The sequence below is a fragment of the Streptomyces sp. NPDC001270 genome (assembly GCF_042896695.1).
In the GTDB taxonomy this organism is placed as follows: domain Bacteria; phylum Actinomycetota; class Actinomycetes; order Streptomycetales; family Streptomycetaceae; genus Streptomyces.
This window is the reverse complement of sequence record NZ_JBIAXM010000003.1, coordinates 413291-428666: the sequence shown is the minus strand read 5'-3', so window position 1 is coordinate 428666 and position 15376 is coordinate 413291. Positions and strand designations below refer to the sequence as shown.

General features: G+C 72.9%; 16 protein-coding genes. 8 read left to right on the top strand and 8 right to left on the bottom strand.

Features of this window, described 5'->3' with window-relative positions:
• Positions 1-110 precede the first annotated feature (110 nt).
• The gene (locus ACFY2B_RS08310; RefSeq protein ID WP_390762340.1) at positions 111-743 is read left to right on the top strand and encodes a potassium-transporting ATPase subunit C; all 633 of its coding nucleotides are present in this window, start codon (positions 111-113) and stop codon (positions 741-743) included.
• A 12-nt stretch (positions 744-755) separates the two neighbouring features.
• On the opposite strand, the gene ACFY2B_RS08305 is transcribed toward ACFY2B_RS08310, so the two are convergent.
• Positions 756-947: a DUF5999 family protein gene (locus tag ACFY2B_RS08305; protein ID WP_390762351.1), complete on the bottom strand. Its 192-nt coding sequence runs from the start codon at positions 945-947 to the stop codon at positions 756-758.
• Between the two features lie 415 nt (positions 948-1362).
• A complete protein-coding gene (locus ACFY2B_RS08300; protein WP_390762339.1) occupies positions 1363-1947 on the bottom strand; it encodes a hypothetical protein in 585 nt (194 codons plus the stop codon).
• A 556-nt stretch (positions 1948-2503) separates the two neighbouring features.
• Between ACFY2B_RS08300 and ACFY2B_RS08295 the strand changes: the two genes are divergently transcribed.
• Positions 2504-4021 (top strand): glutamate--cysteine ligase, encoded by a 1518-nt coding sequence (locus ACFY2B_RS08295; protein ID WP_376536786.1) that lies wholly within the window; start codon positions 2504-2506, stop codon positions 4019-4021.
• 551 nt (positions 4022-4572) lie between these two features.
• The gene (locus tag ACFY2B_RS08290) at positions 4573-5373 is read left to right on the top strand and encodes a CPBP family intramembrane glutamic endopeptidase (RefSeq protein ID WP_390762338.1); all 801 of its coding nucleotides are present in this window, start codon (positions 4573-4575) and stop codon (positions 5371-5373) included.
• 51 nt (positions 5374-5424) lie between these two features.
• Here the strand turns inward: ACFY2B_RS08290 and ACFY2B_RS08285 are convergent, their stop codons facing one another.
• Positions 5425-6234 carry a PhzF family phenazine biosynthesis protein gene (locus ACFY2B_RS08285; RefSeq protein WP_390762337.1) on the bottom strand — a complete coding sequence of 270 codons (810 nt, stop codon included), beginning with the start codon at positions 6232-6234 and terminating at the stop codon, positions 5425-5427.
• Positions 6235-6422: 188 nt separating this feature from the next.
• Here ACFY2B_RS08285 and ACFY2B_RS08280 point away from each other — a divergent pair, with 188 nt between their 5' ends.
• Entirely contained in the window at positions 6423-7052 is a 630-nt protein-coding gene (locus tag ACFY2B_RS08280) for a PadR family transcriptional regulator (protein WP_390762336.1), read from the top strand.
• Positions 7053-7230: 178 nt separating this feature from the next.
• On the opposite strand, the gene ACFY2B_RS08275 is transcribed toward ACFY2B_RS08280, so the two are convergent.
• Entirely contained in the window at positions 7231-7659 is a 429-nt protein-coding gene (locus tag ACFY2B_RS08275) for an SRPBCC family protein (protein WP_390762335.1), read from the bottom strand.
• Positions 7660-7888: 229 nt separating this feature from the next.
• Positions 7889-8077, bottom strand: a complete 189-nt coding sequence (locus tag ACFY2B_RS08270) for a hypothetical protein (RefSeq protein ID WP_390762334.1) — start codon at positions 8075-8077, stop codon at positions 7889-7891.
• 198 nt (positions 8078-8275) lie between these two features.
• Between ACFY2B_RS08270 and ACFY2B_RS08265 the strand changes: the two genes are divergently transcribed.
• The 3 genes from ACFY2B_RS08265 to ACFY2B_RS08255 all read left to right on the top strand — a co-directional run bounded on the left by ACFY2B_RS08265 (position 8276) and on the right by ACFY2B_RS08255 (position 11286).
• On the top strand, positions 8276-8947 hold the full coding sequence (locus ACFY2B_RS08265) for a Clp protease N-terminal domain-containing protein (protein ID WP_390762333.1): 672 nt from the start codon (positions 8276-8278) through the stop codon (positions 8945-8947).
• A gap of 210 nt (positions 8948-9157) precedes the next feature.
• Positions 9158-10156 (top strand): DMT family transporter, encoded by a 999-nt coding sequence (locus ACFY2B_RS08260; RefSeq protein ID WP_390762332.1) that lies wholly within the window; start codon positions 9158-9160, stop codon positions 10154-10156.
• 176 nt (positions 10157-10332) lie between these two features.
• Positions 10333-11286 (top strand): DMT family transporter, encoded by a 954-nt coding sequence (locus tag ACFY2B_RS08255; RefSeq protein ID WP_390762331.1) that lies wholly within the window; start codon positions 10333-10335, stop codon positions 11284-11286.
• Between the two features lie 306 nt (positions 11287-11592).
• Here ACFY2B_RS08255 and ACFY2B_RS08250 read toward each other — a convergent pair whose 3' ends face one another.
• Positions 11593-12225: an FMN-binding negative transcriptional regulator gene (locus tag ACFY2B_RS08250; RefSeq protein ID WP_390762330.1), complete on the bottom strand. Its 633-nt coding sequence runs from the start codon at positions 12223-12225 to the stop codon at positions 11593-11595.
• Positions 12225-12908: a pyridoxamine 5'-phosphate oxidase family protein gene (locus tag ACFY2B_RS08245; protein WP_390762329.1), complete on the bottom strand. Its 684-nt coding sequence runs from the start codon at positions 12906-12908 to the stop codon at positions 12225-12227. Before ACFY2B_RS08245 ends, ACFY2B_RS08250 begins: the two co-directional genes overlap by 1 nt.
• 36 nt (positions 12909-12944) lie before the next feature.
• Here ACFY2B_RS08245 and ACFY2B_RS08240 point away from each other — a divergent pair, with 36 nt between their 5' ends.
• Positions 12945-14276: an aminotransferase class I/II-fold pyridoxal phosphate-dependent enzyme gene (locus tag ACFY2B_RS08240; RefSeq protein ID WP_390762328.1), complete on the top strand. Its 1332-nt coding sequence runs from the start codon at positions 12945-12947 to the stop codon at positions 14274-14276.
• 85 nt (positions 14277-14361) lie between these two features.
• Here the strand turns inward: ACFY2B_RS08240 and ACFY2B_RS08235 are convergent, their stop codons facing one another.
• On the bottom strand, positions 14362-15306 hold the full coding sequence (locus ACFY2B_RS08235) for a DMT family transporter (RefSeq protein ID WP_390762327.1): 945 nt from the start codon (positions 15304-15306) through the stop codon (positions 14362-14364).
• Positions 15307-15376: the final 70 nt, after the last annotated feature.

The window sequence follows — 15376 nt, the reverse complement described above, 5'->3', positions numbered from 1 at the left end:
TCCGCCGCAACCTCGGGATCTACGGCATCGGCGGCCTGATCGCGCCCTTCATCGGCATCAAGATCATCGACCTGCTCATCTCCCTCATCCCCGGAGTCGGGTGACGCATCATGAACTTGTCCATGGGCAAGACCGCACGTCTGCTGGGTGCGGGTCTGCGGGCCTTGATCGTGCTGACCGTGGTGACGGGCGTCGTCTACCCGCTGGTGATCACCGGCATCGCCCAGGGGCTGTTCGCCGACAAGGCGAACGGCTCGAAGATCACAGCGGACGGCAGGGTCGTCGGTTCCGCCCTGATCGGGCAGCAGGACTACGCCCTCGACTATTTCCAGTCGCGCCCGGCGAACGGGCTGAGCACAAATACGGTCAACAAGCAGTACAAACTGTTGGTGTCCGGCGCGACGAATCTCGCGGCCGACAACCCCAAGCTCGTCGCCTCGGTCGAGCAGGCCAAGGCCAAGGTCGTCAGGGACAATTCCACGCCGGGCTACAAGGTGCGGCCCTCCCAGGTGCCCGCGGACGCGGTGACCTCGTCCGGTTCCGGCCTGGACCCGGACATCTCCCCGGCCTACGCGCGACTCCAGGTGCACCGGGTCGCGGACCGCAACCACCTGTCTCCCGCCCAGGTGGAGAAGCTCGTCGAGGAGCACACGTCCGGTCGCACCCTCGGGTTCATCGGCGAGCCCAGGGTGAACGTGCTCCGGCTCAACATCGCGGTCAGGGAACTGGCCGGGAAGAGCTGAGGATCCGACCTGTCAGGCGGCCGTCATCACCTGGCGGTGCGGTGCGATGACCTGGCCGTCGGGCAGGAGTTCACCGGTGTCCTCGAAGAGGAGAACGCCGTTGCACAGCAGGCTCCAGCCCTGCTCCGGGTGGTGCGCCACGAGACGGGCGGACTCCCGGTCGGCGGACTCGGCGGTCGGACACGGTGGCTGGTGCTGGCACATGAGTGGGATCTTTCGCTGCGTCGTGGTCATGGCTGTCCCCCGTGATGATGAGTCGGTCGGAATCCAGTTTTCCCGTCTGGGCGTCGATCCGCAGGGATTTCACCGCACCGCTTCTTCACAGGGTGATGACGCATCGCGCACTCGTATGGTTCAACGCGGGCGGGCGGCAACCGGGTGGCTCCCGCGGTTGGTTCGTCCTGGCCGGCGGAGCCGAGCGCGATGCCGGAAGGTCCGTCCCGCGCCGCCCGTCGTCCGCGCCGCCGCGGCACCGGCACGCGGTTCTCCTCCTCGGGTGTCGCCGCTGCCGTGGCGAACGTCGTCCGGCCTGCTCAGCGGCCCGACCGGGACACCGGAAGGGAGAGGCGCGCCCCGCCTCCGGGCGGCGGAGGCGGGGCGCGGGTGGGGACGGGGCGGGTCAGGCGGGTGAGCCGAGCAGGGGCGCGGGGGTCACCCGGAGGGTGAGGACCGGCAGCAACTCGGCCACCTGGTGCGGGCGGTGGGCCGCGATCCCGGGCGGTGCCGGTGCCAGCGGCACCAGCAGGTCCGTTGCGACCGGATGGCCCTCGGCGCCGTCCGCCGCGCAGTCCCCGTGCAGCCACAGTGTGAGCATGTACAGGCCCGGTACGGACAGCAGACGCGGCTGGTACGTCTCGGGCAGCGCCTCGGCCTGACGCAGTGCGCGCTCGGTGGACGCGATGTAGGGACCCTCGAAGAAGCGCGAGAACGCCCAGCCGTCCGCGGTCAGCATGGTCTCCGCCGCGGCCACCGAACGGCCGCCGGAGCGAATGAGGAATCGCCAGCCGGTCAGCCGGGTGGCCGACGCGCCCTCCGCGGTGATCCGGTCCAACACGTGCACGGGCAGCGGGAGTTCCGCGGTGGTGGGTTGCTCCGCGTTGCGCAGGGAGGGCGTCGGGGCCTCGCGGACGGCGGTGGGGGAACCGAGGGCCGTGAGGACGGAGCGCAGTGCGGGCGCGGGGGCAGGGGGTACTTGCAGCGGCATGGTGGGTCGCCTCTCTCGTTCGACAGGCGCGAGGGCGCGAGGGCGGGGGCGGACGACGCTGTCAGCTCGATGGAGGTCAGAGAGGCGGGGGCCCGGGTCGGTGAGCGCGGCGCGGGCGAGGACCTGCCGCACGTCACCTGACGGCAGGAATCGGGACCGTGGGCGCCAGCCTTCTGCCTGTCGGTGGAGTTTATACGACAAATGTTCAGCCGATGTTTCAGCTAACCGTTGCCTGTGAATAGAGCAAGGCGTTAATCGGTCGCCGATTCGCGGTATTCATGCCGATTTCTTGCCCGGTCCGCCCCCGCTGACCTCGGAATACGCTCCCCCTGCGGTCGGCCGAATGTCGTCGGCATTTTTCACGAGGTCCACGGGGCACTCGGAGCGGCGGGCTCCTTCATGCCCCGTGAATGTGCCGCAGGCCACAAACGACAGACTAGCGGGCTCCGGGGCCGCGCGGGGCGTTATCGATCGCTTCGGCTGGGCATCATCCAACCTGACCCGGTACCACCGGCGGCCGTATGCTCGGCCCGCCCATCCGAGGAGGGACGCTTCGATGGGGGAGAAGGTCGTGGCGGGGCAGTTCGACCTGTCCGAGCGCCGGCGCCACCGAGAAAAGCTCGCCAGGTGCCTGACGGGACTGGAGCGACTGCTGGTCGAGAAGCGGTTCGACCGCCCGAAGAACCTCATGGGCGTAGAGATCGAGCTGAATCTCGCCGGGCCGGACGGCATGCCCAAAATGCTGAATGGACAAGTGCTTGAACGTATCGCGAGCCGCGATTTCCAAACAGAACTCGCCATGTTCAATCTGGAAGTCAACATAGCTCCACACCGATTGGGCGGCCGGGTATTCGACCGGCTCGCCGAAGAACTCCGTACCTCGCTCGCATACGCCGACCGGAAGGCGGGAGAGGTGGATGCCGGCATCGTGATGATCGGTATTCTGCCCACCCTCGGCCGTGACGACCTCGTCTCCTCCAACCTCTCCGAGGCCGATCGCTACGCGTTGCTCAACGATCAGATCGTGGCCGCGCGCGGCGAGGACTTCCTCCTCGACATCGCGGGGGTGGAGCACCTCGTCTGCACCTCGAAGTCGATCGTGCCCGAGGCGGCCTGCACCTCCGTACAACTGCACCTCCAGGTCACCCCGGCGCGGTTCGCCGACGTGTGGAACGCCGCGCAGGCGGCCTGCGCCGCCCAGATCGCCGTCGGCGCCAACTCGCCCTTCCTGTTCGGCCACGAACTGTGGCGCGAGTCCCGGCCGCCGCTGTTCCAGCAGTCCACCGACACCCGCCCGCCCGAACTCCAGGCCCAGGGGGTACGGCCGCGCACCTGGTTCGGCGAGCGGTGGATCTCCTCGGCGTACGACCTGTTCGAGGAGAACCTGCGCTTCTTCCCCGCGCTGCTGCCGATGTGCGACGACGAGGACCCACTGGCGGTGCTCGACGCCGGAGGCGTGCCCCGGCTCGCCGAACTCGTCCTGCACAACGGCACGGTGTACCGCTGGAACCGCCCGGTCTACGGCATCGCGGACGGCGTACCCCACCTGCGGGTGGAGAACCGCGTCCTGCCCGCGGGCCCGACGATCACCGACGTCATCGCCAACGCGGCCTTCTACTACGGTCTGGTGCGCGCCCTCGCCGAGGAGCAGCGGCCGGTGTGGACCCGGATGTCCTTCGAGACGGCCGAGGCCAACTTCGATGCCGCCTGCCGGTACGGCATCGACGCCCGCTTCGTCTGGCCGCGACGGGGCCGCTACGGCGGTCCCGGAGAGGTCGACGCGGTCACCCTCGTCCGCGACGAACTGCTGCCGCTGGCCGCGGCCGGCCTGGACGCATGGGGCGTCGAGGCCGCCGACCGGGACCTCTATCTGGGTGTCATCGAGGAGCGCTGCCGGCGCCGGGTCAACGGCGCCTCCTGGCAGGCGGCGACGTTCCACCAGGCACTGGCCCAGGGCATGTCCCGCGACGCGGCCCTGGCGGCCACGACCCGCCGCTACGCCCAGTTGATGCACGTCGGCGAGCCGGTCCACAGCTGGCCGGTGGGACTGCCGCAGCCGGCCCCGCTCGGCTGAGCGGGGCCGTGGGCGGGCACCGGTCGGCAGGGCTTGAGGAGGGTGCCGCGCCGGGCCCGTCGGCGAGGCCATCGGGTGCCGGAGCGGGGGCGCGGGAGCCTCGCCCGAGCAGGCACGAGAGGTAGAGACGCGCCGGGGCGCGGAAGGGAGGAAAGCAGGAAGGGAAGGAAGGGGCCAAGGACGGCACCCCGGCCGGAACCGCAGGCAGCCGTCCCGCACCGGCGGGCCCGCCCAGTGTCCGGCCGGTGACCTCTGCCGGTGCCTCTGGGTGACCTGCGCCGGGCACGCGCGCCGTGACCGTCGGAACGGGGAGGGGGCCGCCCGCGTCCGCCCGATGTACATCGGGCAAGCTGTGACGTCCCAGGCCCGGTGGCGCCCGCCTCGGCGGACCTCGGCCCGGGATCCGGCCGCGGGGCGTGCCCGGGGCGGACACGACCCGTACGGCGTCCGCCACCCGGGGCGGCCTGTCGCGCACGATCTTCGTGACTTCTGCCGGGACCCTGGCTGGGCGAAGATGTGCGTGGAGCGGGACTACTCAGCTGGAGGCAGGTGTGCAGGTGGAGGCGGACCCGGAGGCCGGTTCTGTGCCGCGGAAGCGGTCCCCGCGGCGGATTCTCCGGGACGAGACGCTGCTCGTACTGGGGCTTTCGCTCGGTGCGAGCGGAGTGTCCGCGCTGATCAGCTTCATCGGATCGGTCACGAAACCGGGTGGCCTCAAGGACCAGGCCGCGACCCTGAACGCCTCGGCCGCGCCGGGCCGTCCCTGGCTGGACCTCGCCTGGCAGCTGTTCGGCATCGCGACGGCGCTCATCCCCGTCGCGCTCGTCGCGCACCTCCTCCTGCGCGAGGGCGAGAGCCTGCGCACCCTCGGCTTCGACCGCACCCGCCGGCTGCCCGACCTGGCCCGCGGCGCCGGGGTCGCGGCCGTGATCGGCAGCACCGGGATCGCCTTCTACCTGGCTGCCCGCGGCCTCGGATTCAACCTCACGGTGGTGCCCGAGGCGCTGCCCGACGTGTGGTGGAAGTACCCCGTCCTGATCCTCTCCGCGATGCAGAACGCGATCCTCGAAGAAGCGATCGTCGTCGGCTATCTGCTGCGCAGGCTCGGCCAGTTGGGCTGGACCCCGGGCGCCGCGCTGCTGGCCAGCTCCGTACTGCGCGGGTCCTACCACCTCTACCAGGGCGTCGGCGGCTTCATCGGGAACATGGTGATGGGCGTGGTCTTCGTCTGGCTGTACCGGCGCTGGGGCCGGGTCGGGCCCCTGGTGGTGGCGCACTCCCTGCTCGACATCGGAGCGTTCGTGGGATACGCGCTGCTCGCGGGCAAGGTGGGGTGGCTGCCCACGGCGTGAACCGGCCCGGGTGGGGGCGTACCCGGCCTCGTACGCCCCCCTGCGCGGACCTCAGACCAGCAGCTCGCCGTCGATGACGGTGACCGCGCGACCGGTGAGCAGCGTGCGTTCGCCGCGCAGCCCGGTACGGACCGTCCCGGAGCGCCGGGATGCCTGGAGGCCGGTGAGGTCGGGGCGGCCCAGGCGTGCCGACCAGTGGGGGGCGAGGGCGGTGTGCGCGCTGCCGGTGACCGGGTCCTCGTCGATGCCCACGTTCGGGAAGAAGCCGCGGGAGACGAAGTCGTAGCCGCGGGCCGGATCCGCGGCGCGGGCCGTGGCGATGATGCCCCGCGCCGCATGGGCGGCCAGCGCCTTGTGGTCGGGGGAGAGGCCCCGGACGGTCTGCTCGTCGGCCAGCTCCAGCAGCAGGTCGCCGACCTGCGGACCGGTGTCGAACGCCGCGAGCGGCTCGGCACCCAGTGCCGCGGCCACCCCGGCCGGTACCGCGACGGGCGTCAGCGGGGCGGTCGGGAAGTCCAGGGTGATCGAACCGCCGGCGCCGGGCGTCGCGACGAGCACGCCGCTGCGGGTCTCGAAGCGCACCGGTCCGTCATGGGCGCCGGTGGTGTGCAGGATGTGGGCAGTGGCGAGCGTGGCGTGGCCGCACAGCGCGACCTCGGTGACCGGGGTGAACCAGCGCAGGGCCCAGTCGGCCGGGCCGCCCTCGGGCAGCCGGTGGGCGAACGCCGTCTCGGCGTGATTGACCTCCCTGGCGATGTCCTGGAGCCGGTCGTCCCCGGGGAAGGCGTCGAGGAGCATGACTCCGGCCGGGTTGCCCGCGAAGGGGCGGTCGGTGAAGGCGTCGACGATTCGGATGCGCATGCGCCGACGCTAGAGGCCCGGGCGCCCGGCGGGCCAAGGCCAATCCGCGATTCCTGGCCCCGATCCCGATCCCGATCTGATCCCGGCCCGGTGGATGCCGACGAGGTCGAAGGAGGGTTGCCGTAGCGACTCTAGCGATATATCGTTGAGTTATCGCGACAGATCAACGAGGGAATGGAGTGTGGGCGATGCGTACCCACGGATTCGAGCGTGGACATCGGCAGGACGGTCCTTCCCGCCGCTGGGGCGGCTTTGACGGGCGGCGGGCGGCCTTCGGCCCCTTTGGTCCCGGAGGGCGCGGTTTCGGGCCCGGCGGACCCGGTTTCGGACCTGGGCCCTGGGATCCACGAGGGCGTGGCGGACCGCGCGGCAGGGCCCGGCGCGGCGACGTGCGGGCCTCGATCCTGGCCCTGCTCAAGGACCGGCCGATGCATGGATACGAGATGATCCAGGAGATCGCCGAGCGCAGCGGCGGGGCGTGGAAGCCCAGCCCGGGTTCGGTCTACCCGACCCTTCAGTTGCTGGAGGACGAGGGGCTGATCACCAGCGAGAGCGAGGGCGGCAAGAAGCTGTTCTCGCTCACCGGGACCGGTCGCGCCGCGGCCGACGAGGGGCCCGACGCCCCCTGGGAGGAGGCGTCGCGCGGGGTCGACTGGGAGGCGCTCGGTGAGATCCGGCAGGCCGGCTTCGGGCTGATGGAGGCATTCGGCCAGGTGTGGAGGTCGGGCAGCAAGGAGCAGCGCGAGAAGGCACTGGCCCTCATCAACGAGACCCGCAAGCGGCTGTACCTGATCCTCGCCGACGAGGACGAGCGCTGAGTGCCGGGCAACTGAGTGCCGGGCAACTGAGTGCCGGGGCGGTCCGAGGTCCGGGGCGGCGAGCCGCCGCGGGCGTGCGGCGCTCGCGGCCGGAAGGCTCGGGCGTGCGCCCCGGACAGCCGGGAAGGCGCCTCGCGGAACACTCCGCGGGGCGCCTTCCGCGCGACCGCGCGGTCGCTCAGTTCAGCAGTCCCTCCAGCTTGCGCAGCGACTCGTTCAGGGCGGCGGTCGCCGAATCCTTCAGCTTGCCGGCCATCAGCGAGACGGCGGCGCCGGTGAACTCGCCGTCGATGCGGACCGTCGTGGCCTCGCCCTCGGGGGTGAGCGTGTAGCGGGTCGCGACGGTCACCGCCATCGGGCCCTTGCCGCGGATGGCGAACACCCGGGCCGGTTCCAGTTCCTCGATGGTCCACTCGACCTCCGCGGGGAAGCCCATCAGCTTCATGTTCTCCTGGAAGGTCCCGCCCACCGTCAGGGTCGCGGGGCCGCCCTTGGGGAAGTTGGTGTGGGTGGCGTTCCACTCTCCGTACGCCGGCCAGTCCGTGAGCCGGGCCCACACCTTTTCGGCCGGTGCCTGGATGCGTGCCTCCGCGCTGACTTCGGCCATGGGACCACCTCTTCGTGTCGGGCTACGGTGTCGCGGAACGTAGCCGCAGGCCCGCAAACATTCAATACTGATGAACCGTCAGGAAACGCGGAGGCCGTGCCACCGCCCACGGAGACCAAGGGGCCTGCGGCGACCAAGGGGCCTGCGGAGACCAAGGGGCCTGCGGAGACCAAGGGACCTGTGGAGACCAGGGGGCCGGGCCGGCCCGGGTCGGCGCCGGACCCCCGGATCAGCCCACCCGCCATATCACCGCCGAGTCGAACAGGTCCCACGCGCGCGGAAACCTGCTCTCGTCGTGGCAGTGCCACGCGTCCCAGAACAGGTCGGCGGGGAGTGCGTCCGCCGGGGCGTACACCCGGTAGACGTACTGCCTGCCGTCGATCGCCGGCAGGGCGACCAGCCAGCACCCGCTCTCCACGTTCCTGTGGACGTGCCGCGGCGCGTCGGCGGTTTCCTTCCGGGCGCGGGGCAAGGCGACGCGCGCCCCCGCGGGTATATCGGCCTGATCTCCTCCGTAAGGAGGAGATTCCGGCCGGCGGCGTCCACTTTGTGTGGGACGCCGAAATGCTCCCCACCGGGGATGACCCGGGCCCACGGGACTGATGGGGTAGGGGATGTGCAACCCCGTGTTCCCCGCCAGCCCGCCCATGACCAGGGCGCAGACCGCGCGGGCGGCGATGCCGGACTCAGTGCCGAACTGGCGGCGGTGGTCGCCGGTGCCCGCCGGAGAGCCGTCCGGGACGGGGACCGGCAGGTCGACACCGCCCATCTGCTGCACTCGCTGCTGGAGTCCGACCCGGACGTGCGCGCCGTCATCGGCGACGTCCCGCAGAACGCCCGCCTGTTCGGCTACCTCGTGCAGCGCAGCATCGGCTACGGCCTGCGCTGGCAGAACTCCGTGGAGGACTCGGGCCCGATCGCCGTGGTGCGCGCCGCGGAACTGACGGGTCCGGAACTGACGGGTCCGGAGCTGACGGGTCCGGAGCTGAACGGAAAGGACCTCAAGGGCCCGGACCTGCGCGGCCCGGAGCTGAGAGGTGTCGACGCGAAGGAGGCGGCCGGCTGGTCGCCGCTGGCCGCGGCCGCCATGCGGTCCGCCGTCGCCCGCGCAGTCCTTCGAGGCACCGGCCGGGCCGACTGCACCGACCTGCTCGCGGCCATCGTCGCGGACCCGCAGTCCCGGGCCGTCGAGGTGCTCGGCCGCGCCGGGGTCGACGTGCCCGGCCTGTTCGCGCGGATCGACGGCCGCTCGGGGAAGTACGCGGCCGGCGGCGGGGCGCCCTGCTGAGCCTGGGCGACCCGCCGGGCGTACGGGGCGGACGGTGCACGCCGGGCGGACGGCCTGGGCGTGCGGGACTGTCGAACCACGGAGGTCGGGGACGCGCGCCGCGCGCGGAACGGGCGGTGGCGACATGTGCGGCGCGACTGCCTCCGTCCACTCGGTGAGACAGGTGTCAACGGGGGTGACGGTCATGTCGCCGCCTGTCATCATGGCCCGGTGCGTACCTCTGAGAGCGGTCCCGGCGGTCATGGGAAGGGCGTCGGCCTCGGCCTCGCGCTCGGTTCGGCGCTCGCCTTCGGCGGGTCGGGTGTCGCGGCGAAGCCGCTGATCGAGGCGGGACTCGATCCACTGCACGTGGTGTGGCTGCGGGTGGCCGGTGCCGCCGCAGTGATGCTGCCGCTCGCCGTGCGCCATCGCGCGCTGCTGCGCCGCCGCCCGGGACTGCTCGCGGGATTCGGGCTGCTCGCCGTGGCCGGTGTCCAGGCTTGCTACTTCGCCGCGCTCTCCCGTATCCCGGTCGGTGTTGCGCTGCTCATCGAGTACCTCGCCCCCGCCCTGGTGCTCGGCTGGGTGCGGTTCGTGCAGCGGCGGCCGGTGACCCGGGCCGCCGCGCTCGGCGTGGTCCTCGCGGCGGTCGGCCTCGCCTGCGTGGTCGAGGTGTGGTCGGGCCTGAGCTTCGACGCCCTCGGGCTGCTGCTGGCCCTGGGCGCCGCCTGCTGCCAGGTCGGCTACTTCGTCCTGTCCGACCAGGGCAGCGACGCGGGCGCCGAGGCGCCCGATCCGCTCGGCGTCATCGCGTACGGCCTCCTCATCGGCGCCGTCGTCCTCACCGCGGTCGCCCGCCCCTGGACCATGGACTGGTCGGTGCTCACCGGCAGCGCGCGGATGAACGGCGGCACGGTGCCGGCGATCGCGCTGCTCGCCTGGATCGTCCTGGTCGCCACGGTCGTCGCGTACATCACCGGCGTGCTGTCCGTGCGCCGGCTCTCCCCGCCGGTCGCCGGGGTCGTGGCCTGTCTGGAAGCGGTCGTCGCGACCGTGCTCGCCTGGGTGCTGCTCGGTGAGCACCTGTCGCTGCCGCAGTTGGCCGGTGGCGCGGTCGTGCTGGTCGGCGCGTTCATCGCGCAGTCGTCGACGCCCGCCAGGGGCGCCGCCGAGCCCGTGGCGGGCGGGGGCGCGGAACACGAGTTGTCCGTCCGGCGAACGGCCGCGTAGGGTGCCGCACATGCAGACGAACGCACTCGTCCTTCCGCCTCCGGCCGCCTGAGGCGGGCCTCCGGGACCAGGCCCGGCACCACGCCGGGCCGGACGGTGCTGCCCGCAGATGAAGTCCGCGCGCCCCGCCTGAGCGGGTCGCCTCCCGTACTTCTGCACCTCTGCGGAGAAGATTCGTGTCGAACCCTTCCTTCGGCCTGCCCGTCGGGCGTGGCCTGCTCTATCTGACCGTCGCCGGTGCCGCCTGGGGCACCGCGGGCGCCGCCGCCTCCCTGGTCTACCGGACCAGTGACATGGGCGCCGTCACCCTGTCCTTCTGGCGCTGCGCGGTCGGGCTCGTGCTGCTGCTCGCCGGGCGGCTGCTGCGCCGCGGCGCCCGCCGTCCGGCCGCCGCCGAACCGCTCGGCCGCAAGGCCGTGAAAGCGGTCGCGACCGGTCTCGGCCTGGCCGTCTTCCAGACCGCGTACTTCGCGGCCGTGGCCGCCACCGGGCTCGCCGTGGCGACCGTCGTGACGCTGGGCGCCGGGCCCGTCCTCATCGCACTCGGCGCCCGGTTCGCGCTGGGGGAGCGGCTGGGCCGCGCCGGGGCCGCCGCCGTCGTCGGGGCGCTCGCCGGGCTGACCGTGCTCACGCTCGGCAGCACGGGCGCGACCGTACGCCCCTCGGGGGTGCTGTTCGCGCTGGCCTCGGCGGCGGGCTACTCCGCCATGACCCTGCTCACCCGCTGGTGGGGCCGCCACGGCGGCGCGGACACCTCCGGTACGACCGTGTGGGCGTTCGCGGTCACCAGTCTGTGCCTGCTGCCGTTCGCGCTGGCGGACGGCCTGGTCCCGCACACCGCGCATCCCGCGCGGGTCCTGTGGCTGCTGGTCTACATCGCGGCGATCCCCACGGCGCTCGCGTACGCCTTCTACTTCGCGGGCGCCGCCGTGGTGCGGTCGGCCACCGTTTCCGTGATCATGCTGCTGGAGCCGGTGAGCGCGGCGGTCCTCGCGGTCACGCTGCTCGGCGAGCACCTGTCGGCGGCTACGGTGGCGGGCACCCTCCTGATGCTGGGCTCGGTCGGCGGCCTCGCGGCGGCGGAGGCACGGAGCGCCCGCCGCACGGAGGGCGAACCGGTGTTGGCCTGAGCCTCTTGCCGCCGTGCTCCGGGGCCGGGGCGGTGTCCAGCGGCCGGGACGCCTCGGGCCGGGGTGCGCCGGGGCGCGGGCCTGTCCCGGCCGCCGGACCATGCCCGGTGCGCCGGGGCTGTGTCCGGGCCTCGGACCGCGGCCGGGTGTGGACCACCTCCGCGCTCCCGGCGGCCCCCGGACGCCCGCCCGTTCTCCGGCCCCGGCCGAGTCGCCGTCCACCCGGCCTCGACGGCTTTCCGCGCGGGGTTCGCGGGTGCCGGCGGGGGCGCGGTCTCCCCCGGGGAGCTGGTCTCCCGCCGGGGCTCAGCCGCTCCGCCGACGCATCAGGTGCTCCCGTGCCGCCCCGTCGCGCGGGCCGCGCCGTTGCCCGAGTCCCGAGGCGATCCGCTCCTGGACCTCCTCGGGTTTCTGGCCCGCGTACTTGAACTTGGCCCGCACGCCGGTCACTTCGAGCCGCAGTCCGCGGATGCCGGGCAGCATCCTGCCGTACGGCGGCCCGGCCGGCGTCGCACGGGCCGAGCCGCCCGCGGGCTGGAAGTGGGCGAGCTGGCGGTTGAGGAGGTCGGCCTTCTCGGCGGGATCGTCCACCACATGGGCCGTGCAGCGGAGTTGGACGGCCGCGTAGAAGCTGGTCGGGACGCCGTGCTCGGCCGCGGTGCCCGGGGCGGCCTGCCAGGGACCGGGGACGTAGACGTAGTCGTCGACCACGCTCAGCAGCACCTGGGGATCGGCGTCCAGCGCGGCCCACAGGGGGTTCGGGCGGGCGAGGTGGGTGACGACCTCGGCGCGCTCGGCGTCGTAGGCGAAGTGCAGGGGCTGGACGGCGGGCGGCTCGCCGGGCAGGCCGTTGACGGCCAACTGGCCGAAGTCGTGCGTGGCCAGCCAGGTCTGCCATTCGGTGGCGTCGTGCGGCGCGTCCCAGGGGTGGATCAGCATCACAGGGCCTTGAGGTAGCCGGGGAGTTCCGTGCCGGGGGCGAGGCCCGGGTCGGGGACCGGGGCGGCGTAGCCCTTGCGCAGCGGTACGACGCCCGCCCAGTGCGGCAGGGCCAGGTCCTCGGGCTCGTCGTTCGCGCCGCCGGTGCGGAACTTGGCGGAGACCTCGTCCAGGTCGAGCCGGATCACCGCGGTGGCGGCCAGCTCCTTCCTGTTGGCGGGCCGGGAGTCGGCGGCGCGGCCCGGGACGACGTGGTCGACCAGCGCGTCCAGGGCCAGGCGCCGCTCCTCGGGGTCCGTGACCTCGTGGGCGGTGCCGTGCACCACCACGGAGCGGTAGTTGATCGAGTGGTGGAAGGCGGACCGGGCCAGCACCAGGCCGTCCACGTGGGTCACCGTCAGGCAGACCGGAAGCCCGGGATCGGCCTGCCCGGTCATCCGCAGCGGGCGCGATCCGGTGGAGCCGTGGACGTAGAGCCGTTCACCGACCCTGGCGTACAGCGTCGGCAGCACCACCGGTGCGCCGTCACGGACGAAGCCGAGGTGGCAGACGTAGCCCTCGTCGAGTATCGCGTGCACCACGTCGCGGTCGTACGACGCCCGGTCCGCGGAACGCGTCGGTACGGTGCGCTCGGTCGAGGGGTAGGCGGCGGGTTGCGACGGTGTCTGCTGGGGCCCCTGCATGAGCAGTCTCCATTGCACTAGTGCATAATGTCATTTGTGCTAGGAGAATATCCGATCGAAGGCCGCGGCGCAGCGGAGATCGCGACGAGCGTCGAGCGCGCGGTGGGGGACGGCCGCCTGGAGCCGGGACAACTGCTGCCGCCCATGCGGGAGTTGGCGGTCCGTCTGGGCGTCAATCCGAACACGGTGGCCGCCGCCTACCGGACCCTGCGCGAGCGCGGGGTCATCGAGACCGCCGGGCGCCGGGGCAGCCGGATCCGGCCCAAGCCGGCCACGACCGGCCGTGAGCAACTGCACGTCACCGTGGGGCCCGGAGTGCGCGACCTGTCCAGCGGCAATCCCGACCCCGCGCTGCTGCCGCCGCTCGCGCCCGCCCTGGCGGCGGTGGCGGAGGCGGGGGACGGGGATCCCGTCCTGTACGGCGCCGAGCCGGTGGAGCCCGCCCTGGCCCGGATCGCACGCGGCGAACTCGACGCCGACGGGGTGCCCGACGGCCCGCTCGCCGTGGCGTCCGGTTCGCTGGACGCCGTCGAACGGGTCCTCGTCGCCCACCTCAGGCCCGGTGACGCGGTCGCCGTGGAGGATCCCGGCTGGGGCCGGACCCTGGACCTGATGCCCGCGCTCGGACTGCGCACGGTCCCCGTGGGCGTCGACGACGACGGGCCGCTCGTCGGCGACCTGCGCGACGCCCTGGAGTCCGGCGCGCGTGCGCTGATCGTCACGGACCGCGCGCAGAACCCCACCGGCGCCGCGGTGAGCGCCGCACGCGCGCGTGCCCTGCGCTCCGTGCTGCGCGCACACCCCCGGACGCTGCTGATCGAGGACGACCACGGCCACGGCATCGTCGATCTGCCGCCGCACCCCCTCGCCGGCGGCACCCACCACTGGGCCTTCGTCCGCTCGGTGGCCAAGGCGTACGGCCCCGACCTGCGGCTCGCCGTCCTCACCGGTGACCCGGTCACCGTCGACCGGGTGGTGGGCAGGCAACGGCTGGGGCCCGGCTGGGTCAGCCGCGTGCTGCAGCGGGCCGTGGTCCGGCTGTGGACGGACGGCGCGGTGGACGGACCCGCGGTGGCGGCGGCCTATCGGGCCCGCCGGGACCTGCTGATCGGCGCACTCGCGGAACGTGGCATCCCCGCCCACGGGCGCAGCGGCATGAACGTCTGGATCCCCGTCCCCGACGAGACCGGCGCGGTCGCCCGTCTGCTGCACGCGGGCTGGGCCGTCGCTCCCGGCGCCCCCTTCCGCCTCGCCGCGCCGCCCGCCGTCCGCATCACCGTCTCCACCCTCACCGCGGAGGAGACCGTCCCCCTGGCGGACGCCGTCGCGGCGGCCCTGGCACCGGCGCCCTCCAGGAGTTACGTCTAGCGCTCCCGGAGTTACGTCCAGCGCTCCCGGAGTCGCGTCCGGACGGCCCGGGAAGCGGCGAGCTCGAGGCCCGTCAAGGGCGCGCTCAAGGATCAGGGACGGTGCCGGATTTCGGGCGTGCCTGGGTGAGGGCCGCGCCCGCCAGTACGATCACCGCCCCCACCGGTGTCGTCCAGCTCAGCGACTCGCCCAGGACCGCCACGCCCGCGGCGGTGGCGATGACCGGGATGAAGTAGGTGACCATCTGGGCCGTCGTGGGGCCGACCTCGGCGACCAGGCCGTACTGCACGAGGACGGCCAGACCCGTGCCGAGCGCGCCCAGGGCGGCGACGGCGAGCAGCGGGACCACCGGGAAGCGGCCCGGCAAGGACGTGAACAGGGGCGTGACGACGGCCAGTTGGACGGTGGCTAGGGACAGCTGCGCGCCCGTCATCGACAGGTGCGAGTGGCCCGTCCCGGCCAGCGTGCGACGGACGTGGATCCAGCCGACGGGATAGCTGAGCGAGGCCAGCAGGGCCAGCGCCGTGCCCGTCGCGTCGAGCCCGTGGAAGCCCTGCCAGGCACCGAGGACCGTCAGGACGCCGAGGAAACCGAGGCCGAGCCCCGCGACCCGCAGCCGCGTCGGGCGGTCCTCGGAGAGGGCGACCAGCGACAGGGCCATGCCCCACAGGGGCGAGGTGGCGTTGCAGATGCCCGCCAGGGTGGACGGAACGGTCAGCTCCGCGTAGGCGAACAGGGAGAAGGGCAGGGCGTTCAACAGGAACGCGGCGACGGCCAGATGCGCCCAGAGGCGCGCTCCGCGCGGCAGCCGCTCCCGCTTCACCGCCATCGCCGCCACGAGCACCGCCGTACCGAACACCAGCCGGCCCAGCGTGACCTGGAAAGGCGCGTACCCGTCCGTGCCCACCTTGATCAACAGGAAGCTGAAGCCCCAGATCAGCGACAGGGCGCCGAACCGGAGGCGCCAGTCGAGCCGGGCACGGGCGACGGAGGCGGGCCGGGCCTCGGTGCGCGGGGTGGTGGCGGTCATGGACGCAACGATGCGGTAGCCGACCTCGTAGCACAATCGATATTTCTCACCGGATACCTCTTAGTCTTGC

Bases quoted from the DNA above. Each gene is read 5' to 3' on its own strand.
- ACFY2B_RS08310 (WP_390762340.1), top strand. From the start codon at position 111: ATGAACTTGTCCATGGGCAAGACCGCACGTCTGCTGGGTGCGGGTCTG.
- ACFY2B_RS08305 (WP_390762351.1), bottom strand. From the start codon at position 947: ATGTGCCAGCACCAGCCACCGTGTCCGACCGCCGAGTCCGCCGACCGG.
- ACFY2B_RS08300 (WP_390762339.1), bottom strand. From the start codon at position 1,947: ATGCCGCTGCAAGTACCCCCTGCCCCCGCGCCCGCACTGCGCTCCGTC.
- ACFY2B_RS08295 (WP_376536786.1), top strand. From the start codon at position 2,504: ATGGGGGAGAAGGTCGTGGCGGGGCAGTTCGACCTGTCCGAGCGCCGG.
- ACFY2B_RS08285 (WP_390762337.1), bottom strand. From the start codon at position 6,234: ATGCGCATCCGAATCGTCGACGCCTTCACCGACCGCCCCTTCGCGGGC.
- ACFY2B_RS08280 (WP_390762336.1), top strand. From the start codon at position 6,423: ATGCGTACCCACGGATTCGAGCGTGGACATCGGCAGGACGGTCCTTCC.
- ACFY2B_RS08275 (WP_390762335.1), bottom strand. From the start codon at position 7,659: ATGGCCGAAGTCAGCGCGGAGGCACGCATCCAGGCACCGGCCGAAAAG.
- ACFY2B_RS08250 (WP_390762330.1), bottom strand. From the start codon at position 12,225: ATGCTGATCCACCCCTGGGACGCGCCGCACGACGCCACCGAATGGCAG.
- ACFY2B_RS08245 (WP_390762329.1), bottom strand. From the start codon at position 12,908: ATGCAGGGGCCCCAGCAGACACCGTCGCAACCCGCCGCCTACCCCTCG.
- ACFY2B_RS08235 (WP_390762327.1), bottom strand. From the start codon at position 15,306: ATGACCGCCACCACCCCGCGCACCGAGGCCCGGCCCGCCTCCGTCGCC.